Annotated in this window: 9 protein-coding genes and 2 tRNA genes; all 11 read right to left on the bottom strand. The window is 64.2% G+C overall.

Annotated features, from left to right (window positions below; translation table 11 throughout):
• Position 1: 1 nt before the first annotated feature.
• The 11 genes from V2391_RS01205 to selA all read right to left on the bottom strand — a co-directional run bounded on the left by V2391_RS01205 (position 2) and on the right by selA (position 12,665).
• Positions 2 to 622: an ATP-dependent Clp protease proteolytic subunit gene (locus tag V2391_RS01205; protein WP_329737926.1), complete on the bottom strand. Its 621-nt coding sequence runs from the start codon at positions 620 to 622 to the stop codon at positions 2 to 4.
• A 163-nt stretch (positions 623 to 785) separates the two neighbouring features.
• On the bottom strand, positions 786 to 2,087 hold the full coding sequence (gene tig / locus V2391_RS01200; protein WP_329737925.1) for a trigger factor: 1,302 nt from the start codon (positions 2,085 to 2,087) through the stop codon (positions 786 to 788).
• An 87-nt stretch (positions 2,088 to 2,174) separates the two neighbouring features.
• Positions 2,175 to 2,258: transfer RNA gene (locus tag V2391_RS01195), tRNA-Leu, on the bottom strand.
• 140 nt (positions 2,259 to 2,398) lie between these two features.
• Complete coding sequence (locus V2391_RS01190; RefSeq protein ID WP_329737924.1) at positions 2,399 to 5,230, bottom strand: molybdopterin-dependent oxidoreductase; 2,832 nt, start codon at positions 5,228 to 5,230, stop codon at positions 2,399 to 2,401.
• Entirely contained in the window at positions 5,230 to 6,132 is a 903-nt protein-coding gene (locus tag V2391_RS01185) for an FAD binding domain-containing protein (protein WP_329737923.1), read from the bottom strand. The genes V2391_RS01190 and V2391_RS01185 overlap by 1 nt, the downstream gene beginning before the upstream one ends.
• Positions 6,133 to 6,299: 167 nt before the next feature.
• Positions 6,300 to 7,655 carry an NADP-specific glutamate dehydrogenase gene (gene gdhA / locus V2391_RS01180; RefSeq protein ID WP_154515369.1) on the bottom strand — a complete coding sequence of 452 codons (1,356 nt, stop codon included), beginning with the start codon at positions 7,653 to 7,655 and terminating at the stop codon, positions 6,300 to 6,302.
• 257 nt (positions 7,656 to 7,912) lie between these two features.
• Positions 7,913 to 8,308, bottom strand: coding sequence for a DUF3343 domain-containing protein (locus tag V2391_RS01175; RefSeq protein ID WP_329737922.1), 396 nt, complete (start codon positions 8,306 to 8,308; stop codon positions 7,913 to 7,915).
• A 15-nt stretch (positions 8,309 to 8,323) separates the two neighbouring features.
• Positions 8,324 to 8,956 (bottom strand): molybdenum cofactor guanylyltransferase, encoded by a 633-nt coding sequence (gene mobA / locus V2391_RS01170; RefSeq protein ID WP_329737921.1) that lies wholly within the window; start codon positions 8,954 to 8,956, stop codon positions 8,324 to 8,326.
• A gap of 154 nt (positions 8,957 to 9,110) precedes the next feature.
• A tRNA-Sec gene (locus tag V2391_RS01165) sits at positions 9,111 to 9,207 on the bottom strand.
• A 36-nt stretch (positions 9,208 to 9,243) separates the two neighbouring features.
• Positions 9,244 to 11,211 (bottom strand): selenocysteine-specific translation elongation factor, encoded by a 1,968-nt coding sequence (gene selB / locus V2391_RS01160; protein WP_329737920.1) that lies wholly within the window; start codon positions 11,209 to 11,211, stop codon positions 9,244 to 9,246.
• Complete coding sequence (gene selA / locus V2391_RS01155; RefSeq protein WP_329737919.1) at positions 11,208 to 12,665, bottom strand: L-seryl-tRNA(Sec) selenium transferase; 1,458 nt, start codon at positions 12,663 to 12,665, stop codon at positions 11,208 to 11,210. The genes selB and selA overlap by 4 nt, the downstream gene beginning before the upstream one ends.
• Between the last annotated feature and the right edge of the window lie 32 nt (positions 12,666 to 12,697).

Here is a 12,697-nt window from a genome sequence, read left to right as displayed (position 1 = left end):
CCTAGGCGTCCTTCGCGGCGAGGTCGCGCGAGGTGACGATACGGTCAATCAGGCCGTAGTCGAGGGCCTCGGCAGCGGTCAGGTAGTTGTCGCGCTCGGTATCGGCCTGGACCTTCTCGATGGGCTGACCCGAGGCGTCGGACAGGATCTTGTTGAGCTCGCGGCGGGTCTTCTTGATCTCCTCGGCCACGATCTCGATCTCGGTCTGCTGGCCCTGGGCACCGCCGCTGGGCTGATGAATCATGACCTTGGAATGCGGCAGGCAGAAGCGCTTGCCCTTGGCGCCGGCCGAAAGCAGCACGGCGGCCATAGACGCAGCCATACCGACGCAGATGGTGGAGACCTGCGGCTTAATGAAGTTCATGGTGTCCAGAATCGCCAGACCGGAGTAGACCTCGCCGCCGGGCGAATTGATGTAGAGCGAGATATCCTTCTCGGCATCTTGGCTCTCAAGATGCAGCAGCTGGGCAACGACCAGGTTGGCGCTGACGGAGTTGATCTCCTCGCCCAAGAAGATGATGCGGTCGTTGAGCAGGCGCGAATAGATATCGTAGCTGCGCTCGCCGCGCGGCGTCTGCTCGATAACGTATGGCACGAGGGCGGAATCGAACTTAGCGATCATACGCATCTCCATTTCTCTCTTGCGGACCAAATTGGTTCAAGATAAACGTACGGTGCCCGCATGCTATGCATTGGCTGGCACCGTACGAAGCTACCGGATAACCGGTGTATAACTTTACCCCATCACGGGCGCACGCATGCGCTCGCGGGCAAGGTGGCGAGAATTACTCGGCGTCCTTGGCGGTCTCGTCGACCTCGGTCACCTTGGCGTTCTCGACCAGGTGGTCGACGGCCTTGGAGCGACGGATGGACTCGCGGACGGCAGGCATACGGCCATCGGCGATAAACTCAGCCTTGGAAGCCTCGACGTCCTTGACGCCGGCCTTCTCGAACTCGGCGTTGATGTCGTCCTCGGTGACCTCGATCTTGAGCTCACGGGCGAGGGCGTCGAGAGCCAGGGACTCGCGGGCGACGTCGTTGGCCTGCTTGTGCAGGTCGCCGATGAACTGCTCCATGGTCAGACCGGAAGCGGGCAGCCAAGTGTCGAGCGTCATGCCGCGGGCAGCGAGGTTGGACAGGAAGTTCTGGCCAAGCTCCTCAAAGACGGACTGCTCGTAGTCGGCGTCCATCTCATCGAGCTGCAGGCGCTCGGCGAGAGCGGAGACGCAACGGTTCTCCTTCTCGGCCGGGAGGCGGGAAGCCTTGTCCTGCTCGATCTCGAGCTTGATGGCGTCGCGCATGGCGTCGATGCTGTCAAAGCCAAAGTCGGACTTGACGAGCTCGTCGGTGAGCTCGGGGGTGTTGCGGACCTTGATGCCCTTGACGGTGACCTCGACGGTGTGGGTCTCGGCCTCCTCGCCCTCCTCGACCTCGTCGGTCCAGGTGACGGTCTTGACGTCGTCGACGTTGGCGCCGATCAGGGCCTCGTTGAACTCCTTGGGGTTGCTGTCGCTACCGGCGATGAGCATGCGGCCCTCGGCGGCAAAGTTGTCGGCGTTCTCGACGGCCTTGAGGTCGACGGTAACGTAGTCCTCGGCCTCGACGGCGCGACCCTCGACGTCCTCGAAGGTGGCACGGTAGTTGAGGAGCATCTCAACCTGGTTGTTGATCTCGGACTCGGTGACCTCCGCAGGGGGCATCTCGATCTCGACAGCGTCGAAGGAGGAGAGCTCAGCAGCGGGACGCAGGGAGAACTCGACGGTGTAGGTGTAGTCCTCGTGATCCTTGGCGAGGTCGAGGTCCTTGTAGTCACCGTTCTTGGTGGGGACGATGTCCAGCTCGTTGAGGACGGCGGGCTCGTTGGCGGCGATCAGGTCGTTGGTGGCCTGAGCGAGGGTAGCCTCGGCGCCAAGAGCAGAGTCGATGACCGGACGGGGGGCCTTACCGGCGCGGAAGCCCGGGAAGCGGTACTTCTTGGCGGTGTCCTTGTAGGCCTTCTTGATCGCGGCGTCGACGTCGGCGGCCGGGATGGTGACCGTAGCGGTGAGCTTGGCGTCCTTGACGTCAGAAGCGGTGATGTTCAACACGTTCCTCCTCATACTGCCCAGCTTATCTGAGGTGCTGGTACCTTTATGCAACAAGCGTCGCGAGGGCATAAGCCGACGCGGGTGCGTTGGTGCGGGCGAAAGGACTCGAACCTTCACGGGAATCCCACCAGAACCTAAATCTGGCGCGTCTACCAATTCCGCCACGCCCGCATGAGCGCACAGACTAGGAATGATAGCAGATACTAGCGGCAAGCGCACGCACACCTTTTACAGGCTCACGACCTCACCACGAGTGCAGAAGGCGGGGCGAGTTGCCCCGCCCCGCCAATTACGACTTGTTCGCTGACCCGCTACTCCCCCAGCAGGGCCTTCTCGGGCGTGATGGGCAGCGAGCGCACCTGGTGTCCGGTGGCGTGCGCAACGGCCGAGGCCACGGCGGCGAGCGGCGTGTTGATGACGACCTCGCCGATCGACTTGGCGCCAAACGGGCCCGTCGGCTCGTAGCTCGGCTCAAAGGCCACGCGAATGCTGCCGATATCCAGGCGCGTGGGCAGCTTGTAGCTCATAAAGTTGCCGGTGCGCAGGCGGCCGCGATCATCGTGCTCGACGATCTCGTAGAGCGCGTGGCCGATACCCTGGGCAATGCCGCCCTCGGCCTGGACGCGCGCGAGCGCCTCGTTGATCACGGTGCCGCAGTCCACAGCTGCCGCGTAGTCCACCACAGTCACCTTGCCGGTGGCCTTGTCGACCTCGACCTCGGCAATGCCGGCCATAAACGGCGGAGGCGAAACAGGCAGGCAGGCAGAGGCGTGCGAGGTGAGCGCGTCGCCGCCCGCGATGTTCTTGACGCACAGGTTGGCAAAGTCGCGCAGCGTGAGGTAGCGGTTCTGCTCGCGCGCGGCGCGCTCGTCGGAAAGACGCACGTACTGGCCGTCGAAGACCACATCGGCGGCATCCACGTCCCACATCTGGGCGGCCTTGGTGCAGATCTTCTCGCGCAGCTCGGTCGCAGCGTTCTTGGCTGCCAGGCCCGTCACGTACGTGCCCGAGCTCGCGTACGAGCCGGCATCGAACGGCGACACGTCGGTGTCCACGCCGCGCACCACGATCAGCGAGCTCTCCACGCCCAGCTCCTCGGCGGCAATCTGCGCCAGGATCGTGTCGACGCCCATGCCGTTATCGGTGGCGCCGGTGCCGATGGTAATGAAGCCGTCCTCTTCCAGGCGCATGTCGATGCCGGCGATATCCACGTTGGAAATGCCCGAGCCCTGCATGGTGAGCGCACAGCCCAGGGCGCGCACACGGTCGCCCAGGTCTACGGCCAGCGGCTTGTCACGCCAACCGATCATGTCCATCGCGCGCAGCAGGCAGCGGTCGAGCGCGCAGGCGTTGAGCTTCTCGTTGTAGTACTGCGGCATGATCTCGCCCTCGCGCACGATGTTCTTAAGGCGCAGGTCGGCGGGGTCCATGTGCAGCATGTCGGCGAGTTCGTTGACGGCGCTCTCCACGGCAAACTGGCCCTGGGTGGCACCGTAGCCGCGATACGCGCCGCCGCGGTTAGTGTTGGTGTAGACGGCGTCCCAGCTAAAGCGGCTCGCCTTCACGTGGTTGTAGATGGGCAGGCTCTTGTGACCCGAAAGGCCGATCGTCGTGGTGGCGTGCTCGCCATACGCACCGGCATTGGACAGCGTATGCAGGTCGATGGCCGTGATGGTGCCGTCGTTCATGGCGCCCAGCTTGACGGTCATCTGCATCTGGTGGCGCGAGTTGCCTGCGGTGATGGTCTCCTCGCGGGTGTAGCAGCAGTAGCTCGGACGGCCAGTCTGCTGGGTCACGAACGCCACGAAGATCTCGCAGCAGCCCGTCTGCTTGGAGCCAAAGCCGCCGCCGATGCGCGGCTTAATGACCTGCACCTGCGACTGCGGAATGTCGAGCGACTGCGCGACCATGCGACGCACGTGGAAGGGCACCTGCGTCGAGGTGGTCACCGAGATGCGCCCGAACGCGTCGGTCGTCGCGAAGGCGCGGAAGGTCTCCATGGGCGCAGTCTGCGTGGCCTGGCTGGTGTAGGTGCGGGTGAAGACGATGTCGCTCTGGGCAAACGCCTCGTCAAGGTTGCCAAAATCGCTGGTACCGCTGCATACCAAGTTGCGCGGGACGTCGCCGCCCTGCGGGAACATAAAGGTCACGTCGCCCTCGGGGTGGACCACGATGTCATTATCGAGCGCCTGGGTAAAGTCGAGCAGCGGCTCGAGCACCTCATAGTCGACCTTGATGAGCTTGAGCGCCTTGTCGGCGGCCTCCTCGGTCTCAGCGGCGACGATCGCCACCTCCTCGTTTTGGTAACGGACGAGGTTCTCGAGGATCAAGCGGTCGTAGGGACTCGGCTGCGGATAGCTCTGGCCGGCGATGGTAAAGCGGCGCTTGGGCACGTCCTCGTAGGTGTAAACGCCCACCACGCCGGGCACCTTCAGGGCGCGCGACGTATCGATGGAGCGGATCTTGGCGCGCGCATACGGGCTGCGCTTGAGCTTGACGATGAGCGCGCCGGCGGGCACCAGGTCGCCCGTGTAGACGGGACGACCCTCGAGCAGGGCCTTCGAGTCCTTCTTGGGCTGCTTGTGGGTGATTTGCTTGTACGAGACGCCATCGCAGCTGGTGTCGTTGACCGGCAGCTCGGGCATCTCAAAGCCCACCTGTACGCCAGATTCGTTGAGAAAGCGCACGATGGCGCGCAGCTGGCTCTCGTAGCCGCTGCAACGGCAGAGGTTGCCGGCGAGCTGGCGCGAGAGCTCCTCGCGCGTGGCGACGAGGCTCCGGTCCTCCTTGGCGGCGCGGGCGAGCGCCAGCACGTTCATGATGAGGCCGGGGGCGCAAAAACCGCACTGCTCGGCACCTTCGGCAGCCATCGCACGGGCCAGCGCCTCGGACTCGGCCTTAAGGCCCTCAAGCGTGGTGATGGAGCGGCCCTCAACACGGGCGGCGGGAACCGAGCAGCTCAGCACCGGATCGCCGTCGAGCCACACCGTGCACAGGCCGCAGTTGGTGGTTTCGCAGGCACAGCGCACCGACGCGCAACCCTGCTCGCGCAGCAGCGCGAAGAGCATGGTGTCGGGGGCAATCTGAACCTTGACCTTACGGCCGTTGAGCGTAAAGGAAAGATCGATGAGTTTGGCAGCCATTAGCGCACCTCGCTAGAATCGACGCCGGGCACGCGGCGGCAGGAATACTCGTCCGTGGCAAACTTGGGCACTTGCACGGTCTCGAGCTCGCGGGCAAGCGCGGCCGAAAGCTCGATGCCGGCGGCGCGGCGCACGGCCTGCACGGCAAGCGGGGCAGAGATGCGGCGGCGGTAGTCAGCCGAGCCCCACAGGTTGGTGCCGTAGCTCAGGGCACGCACGGATGCGGCCAGGGCGCGCAGCTCGTCCTCGGAAGGCTGCTCGGCGGTAAGGCCACATACCTCGCCCTGCAGCAGGGTCGCGCGCAGCGGGCGGGCACCCACGGTGACATGCCAGCTGTTGTCCCACCAGGCGGCGGTGACGTTCAGTGAGGGGAAGTCCGTCGCGGCCTTGCGCACGGCCTCGTAGCTCGCACGGTAATCGTGCTTGACGACCACGACATGCTCAATAACGTCGCGCACGTAGCCCATGTCGACGAACTCGGCGAGCGGCACGCGGCCGGCGCCCGTCAGCTCAACATACGAATCGAGCGCCAGGAACGCCGAGAGCACGTCAGAGAAGCCAAAGCGACCATAGATGCTGCCGCCCACCGTGGCGGTGTTACGCAGCTGCACGCCCACGATATCGTGGACGGCGAACTCAAAGACATGGTTGACAAGTGCGTTGAGCTCGGCATGGCGCTCGAGCTGGCGCAGGGTACACATGGCACCGATGCGAAACTCGGTCTCGGTCTCCTCAATTTGATCGAGCCCGCAGGCCGAAAGGTCAATCGCCGTCGCCACTCGACGCGAACCCAGGCGCATCCAGATGCCGCCGCCCACAATCTTGTTGTTGCGGTTCTTCTGTAAGAGCTCATAGGCTTCGGCCGCGTTTCCAACACGGACGTAGGTACCGAACTTGAGCACGTTCTCCCCCATCTCTCCACTTGTCCAGTACCTTTAAGTGTACCAAACGTGAGCGCACAGCTCGTATCGGGACAAAATGATCCGTTTTCCTCCGTCGCATGCGGATCAAAAAAGGCTCCCAGCCAAGATGACTGGGAGCCTCATCACATGCTATGTCAAGCAAAGATTTAGCAGACGCCCTGGGCGAGCATGGCGTCGGCGACCTTCAGGAAGCCGGCGATGTTGGCGCCCATGACAAAGTTGCCCTCCTGGCCATACTCCTTGGCGGTGTCGTCCACGTTGTGGAACATGCCGCGCATGAGCTGCTCGAGCTTGCCGTCGACCTCCTCGAAGGTCCAGGACAGGTGCTCGGCGTTCTGGCTCATCTCCAGGCCGGACACGAGCACGCCGCCGGCGTTGGCAGCCTTACCAGGCATAAAGGCGACGCCGTTCTCCTGGAAGTAAGTCGTGGCCTCAATGGTCGTGGGCATGTTCGCGCCCTCGCCGACCACCTTGCAGCCGTTGGCGACGAGCGCCTGGGCGTCCTCGAGCAGCAGCGTGTTCTCGCGAGCGCAGGGCAGCGCGATGTCGCAGGGCAGCTGCCACACGCCGCGGCCGTCGCCCTCGTGCCACACGGCGTTGGGCTTCTCGTCAACGTACATAGCGAGCGTGACGCCCTTGTCGTGGCCAGAGCGCTTCTTGTTGTAGACGTGCTCGAGCACGGTGTAGTCGATGCCGTCGGGATCCTCGACCCAGCCGTGGGTATCGGAGCAGGCCAGCACCTTGCCGCCGAGCTGGGCGACCTTCTGGACCGCGTAGATGGCGACGTTACCGGAGCCGTGAACGACGACGTTCTTGCCCTCGAAGGAGTCGCCGCGGCTCTTGAGGTACTCGTCCACAAAGTAGACCAGACCGTAACCGGTGGCCTCGGTACGGGCGAGCGAGCCGCCAAAGGAGAGGCCCTTGCCGGTGAGGACGCCGGTCCACTCGTTGGTCAGGCGCTTGTACTGACCGAACATGTAGGCAACCTCGCGGCCGCCAACGCCCAGGTCGCCGGCGGGAACGTCGGTGTTGGGGCCAATGTGGCGATAGAGCTCGGTCATGAAGGACTGGCAGAAGTGCATGATCTCGTTGTTGGACTTGCCCTTGGGGTCAAAGTCGGAGCCGCCCTTGCCGCCGCCCATGGGAAGGGTGGTCAGGCTGTTCTTGAGAATCTGCTCCAGACCCAAGAACTTGAGCATACCCAAGGTGACCGTCGGGTTAAAGCGCAGACCGCCCTTGTAGGGCCCAATGGCAGAGTTGAACTCGACGCGATAACCGCGGTTGACCTGAACCTTGCCCTGGTCGTCGACCCAGGGAACACGGAACATGACGATGCGCTCGGGCTCGACGAGGCGCTCCAGCAGGGCGGCCTCTTCGTACTCGGGGTGGGCGTCGAGCGCCGGCTGGATCGTGCCGAGGATCTCGGTCGCGGCCTGGATGAACTCAGGCTGCTCGGGATAGCGGGCCTTGAGCTCTTCGAGAACTTTCTGCGTGTAGCTCATGCTTCCTCCAATGATGGGAAACGAAAAATGTCGGTCGCGGCACCCTATGCGCCGCGAACTTTATCGAGTATGGATAATATCGCACTGTTGCAGCAAAGTTTCGCATAAGCCGACGAGCAGATGTTTCGTTTTGATTACGATGCAGGTAGAAGCGTTTTTGAGTGCCTGACATGCAAAACCCGTGTTTCAAACCTGTTTCGTCCACGTGTTCCAAACCACCACATTGGGGACAGGCACCTTTGTGGTGGTGTTGGTGGTTAGAGGACGAGCTGATGGTAGTCGGCAGGGGTTATGCGGCCCTCAGTGGCGGCGCGGAAGGCGGCGAGAGCGTCGCCCGAGAACGGCATGGCCCAGCACAGCCCGCAGCCGGCGGTGATGGAGCCGGGCAGCGGCATGATGCGCCCGGGCACACCGGCGGCAAGACACAGCTGTTCGCATTCCATCACATCGAAAGTGCTGTCGAACGACACGATAATCTTGCGTTCGTGGTCAAGGGCATCACCGGACGGGCCTTCGCGGTGTGCCTCACGATTCGCCGCGGCGGCCGCTTCCTCTTCCGCGGTATGTCCACAGCCACCGCAACCGCAGGTACAGGGTTCGGACCCGTCGCAAGTGCAAGGCTCTCCCGTGTCGGGACAAATATCGTGAGACATGACAACTCCAATCGTCTAGGCGAGTAACTCGGCCGCCGCAAACTCCTCGGGCGTATTAACGTTTTCGAAGCAGAGCGTCGAGCCTGCGACCTCAACAATCTGAGGCTCATCCAAATACCCAGCGTTCACTCGGTCGATCAGGCAGCGAATTCGCTGACGGTCGCAGGCGAGCAGCTCATGGGCAACCGGCGTACACGCGTCACGGCGCCAGACGGCGCAAAGCGGCTCAATCCCCCGCTCCTCGCGCGGCACGCACACGTCGAGCGCCTCGACCTCAGCACGATCGGCAAGCGCGCCGATGAGTTCCGGCGAGACAAACGGCATATCGCAGGCGACGATGGCAACAAGCGGTAGCCGAGCCGCAGCCAGCGAGCTCGCAATGCCGCGCATGGCGCCTGCCGACCCTTCAAGGTCCGCTACCACGCGAGGCACAAGACCGCCAAACGCGTGCTCTTCAAGATAGGCAAGCTCGCTGGGACGCGAGGTCGTCACGACCAATTCGCCGGCAACTTGCGCCAGCCGACCCAGAACGCGTTCGATGAGCGGCTCACCGCAAAACAACATCCGCGCCTTGTCGCAACCCATGCGCGACGACAGCCCGCCCGCTTGGACGACGCAAGAAAGATCGGCCCGTCTTACGGTAGTCATACGGCAAAACACCCCCATCGGCATGCTCGAAACCCGATGCACGAAGCTAAATACCGCCGCCGAAATAGCGGCGCCACGAAAAGCTCGTGCAAAAACAAAACAGCGCCTTTGCGGCACGCAGCAAGACCGCGAGCACAAAAGCGCTGGTAGCGTATGGCGGGAACGTATGTGAATCGAACACATCCAAGACGTTTTGCACGCCTCGCAACGGTTTTGAGGACCGCGGAGCCCACCGGAGCCCATCCGTTCCCAAGTGCGGCGATATTTTACCAAACCGAGCAGCCAATCTAGCGCAGGGAGCGCAGGCCGCCGGCGTCCTTGTCGAGCACCGTAAAGTGCACGGCATCCAGGTGCTCCAAGATGCTGATGGCACGTTTGCGCGACACACCCAGGGCCTCGCGCAGCACGCTCGTGGTGGCAGCACCGCCGGCTGCCTCAATGGCGGCGGCAACAAGCTCGCGCACATGGGCCTCAGCGGCAGCAGACAGGGCCACATCACGCTCGATCTTTACGATGGAACGGTTGAGCGAAAGCTCGCGCAGGGCGCGCGTCATGGTGTCGCGATCGAGCTGCAACTGCTCGCCCACCTCGGGCAACGTCGGTGCATCGAGGCCGGCTTCGTCCAGCAAGGCAACGATACGTTCGCAGGCCTCGCGCACCACACGCGCCGCGGCGGCAGCGGAGTGCGGGTCGAACACCTCGGCGCCCTCGGCGGCGCACACGCCACGTGAGCAGCCCTCGGCAATCAACGCCGCGGCAACGGCTTCATCCGCAGCGGGCCAGGCGGCATGGGCGACCGCGCCGGGCGTAAAGCCCGTCTCCTTGGGGGCAGCCGCGTGCATGGTGGACAGGGTCGCCGCCAGCGTACCCATCGCGGCATCGAGCGCGGAAGCATCTGCATACAGCGAGCCATCCGAACCAGCAAGCGTGCAAGCAGCGCCCTTCGCCACCAACTCGCGCAACGCTGCCTCAGCCTCACCGGCAACAAGATCGAGCGCCGCGGTAACATCGGCAGCCGCAACCGGCAGCGCTTGCAGCGCCAGCAACGCACCCACCGCGCCCACGATATCGCCGGACTCGAGCGCCACATACAGCGCACGCTCCCCCGCCGAAAGCTCGCGCGAGCGACGGCAGCGCGATAGCAGCACGCGCCCGCCGCCGATGAGCATAACGGGCGAATACGACAGCACCACGGCATGGTCTCCGGCGCGCAGCGGCAATGGCTCCTCCAGGCGCACCTGAACGGTACGGGTCTCGCCCACCGCCATGGGGGCCTCGCCCTCCAAAAGCATGATGCGGCCGACGACCTCGGCCGTGCCGGCCATCACATGCACACGCGCGCCCGACTCGAGCACGCGCGGCTTGGTGCCCTCGCGGCCCAGGTAGGTGAACGTCATCATAAAGCGCAGCGTCTGGCCAAAGCGATCCTCCACGCCGAGCATCTCGCCGCGGTCAAGTGCCGCGACGCCGTCACCAACCAGGTTGAGCGCCACACGCTGACCGGGCAGCGCCTGCTGCGTGTCGCCATGCACCTGAATCCCGCGCACGCGACAGACTGTACGCGACGGCAGCGCGACGAGCTCATCGCCCACCGCAACCGGTGCATCGTGCAGCGTTCCCGTCACGACGGTGCCGGTGCCCTTGATCGTAAAGCAGCGGTCGATAGGCAGACGCGGTGCGGCATCGGTGAGCTCGGCACGGGCACGGCAAGCATCCCAGCAAGCGGCAACCTGCTCGTCAAGCGCAGCCAGTAGGCCATCGATCCCCTCGCCAGTCTTGGACGACACGGGGACAATCGACGCGCCCGCAAACACGGTGTCCGACAAAAAATCATCGACGTCGAGCTCGGCAAGCTCGGTCATCTCGGCATCGGCCAGGTCACACATCGTCAGCGCCACCACCATATGCGTGACGCCCAGCAGCTCCAGCACGTGCACGTGCTCGCGCGTCTGCGGCATTACACCCTCAACGGCAGAGACCACCAGCACGGCAACGTCGATGCCTGTCGCACCCTGCACCATGGCGCGCAGGTAATGCGCGTGGCCCGGCACGTCGACCAGGCCAACGATCTTGCCACTCGGCAGTGCCAGCTCGCCAAAGCCAAGCTCCACGGTCATACCGCGACGGCGCTCAACCTCCAGACGGTCGGGATTCTTGCCGGTCAGCGCCTCGATCAATGCCGACTTGCCGTGGTCAACGTGGCCCGCCGTGCCAACGATAACGGGACACTCCACCAGCGCCTGAACCTCACTCATCGAGCAATCGCCTTCTCAACGCCTGCGGCAAGCGTCGACGCCGCCGTCTCGATATCGCGGTCGCCCACAAGCGTACGGACGTCAAACAAAATGCGATTGTGCGAGGTTCGCGTGACGACCGGCGTGTCGAAATCTTGGACGAGCGAGCGCTTGAGCGCGTCAACGGAAAGACGCTCATCGACGAGGCACACGGCAACACACATGGTGGGCAGCTCGACGGTAGGCAGCGAGCCGCCGCCGGGAGTCGACGACTCCTCGACGATTTCCACCTGCACGGCACACGGGCAGCCAGCCTTATCAAGCCCGGCGATCATACGATCGCGCAGCTTGCGGGCACGTCGTTCCAAATGGGCCTGTGACATCGTAAGCATACTGAGCACCGGAATATCACGATGGGCCACGTCGGCACCGTCCATGTAGATGCGCAGTGTAGCCTCGAGTGCCGCCAGCGCGAGCTTACCCGGGCGCAGGGCGCGCATAAGCGGATGCGACCCACAGGCCTGGACCAGATCGCGACGGCCCATGATAATGCCCGCCTGTGCGGCACCGAGCAGTTTATCGCCCGAGCACGACACCAGATCGAGCCCTGCTGAAACCGAAGCCGGCGTAGGCTCCTCGCCGCCGCGCACCAGGATGTCATCGGGCAAAAGCGCGCCCGAACCCTGGTCCTCGTAGAACAGCAGACCATGCTTGTGGGCCAGGGCGGCGAGCTCCCTTGAGCTCACTTCCTCGTGAAAACCCTCGATGCGATAGTTGGAAGGATGAACCTTGAGGATCATGGCCGTTTCGGGCGTGATGGCGCGCTCGTAGTCGCCCAGGTGCGTGCGGTTGGTGGCGCCGACCTCGACGAGTTTGGCGCCCGAAGCCGCCATGACATCGGGGATGCGGAAGCTGCCGCCGATCTCGACAAGCTCGCCGCGGCTGACGATGACCTCTTTGCCCGCGGCATGGGTCGCCAGCACCAGCAGTACCGCGGCGGCGTTGTTATTAACGACCAGCGCGTCCTCGGCACCGGTAAGCGAGCGGATCAGCTGCGCGGCATGTTCCTTGCGCGACCCGCGCGAACAGGTGTCGACGCTGTACTCGAGCGTGCTATACCCGCGCGCGACCTCGGCCACGGCTTTGGCAGCTGATTCCGCGAGCGGGGCGCGACCCAAGTTGGTATGGATAACCACACCCGTGGCGTTGACGGCGGGACGCAGGCTCGGCAGCGCGGAGCGATGCGCACGCCACTCGATCGCCGAGGCTAGGTCGCGCTTAGAGCGCGGGGCCGCGCCGGCACGAATCGCGGCGCGCTCCTCGTCGAGCTCGGCCGTGACGGCGGCATGCACCACCGCGTCGCAGGTCTCCCCCGCCGCCTTCACTACCGGCCACTCGGCAAGCAGCTCGTTGACGGAAGGAATGGCGCGCAGGCGGGCGCGTACCTCATCGGACATGTTCTGGCTATCGCTCATGTGCAGCCTTTCAAAAGAAACGTGGATCAGTC

Origin of the sequence: Collinsella sp. CM84Y_54, from assembly GCF_036317945.1 — a bacterium.
Taxonomy (GTDB): Bacteria; Actinomycetota; Coriobacteriia; order Coriobacteriales; family Coriobacteriaceae; genus Collinsella.
Note: the sequence above shows the minus strand (reverse complement) of the source record. Positions and strands in the feature narration are given on the sequence as shown.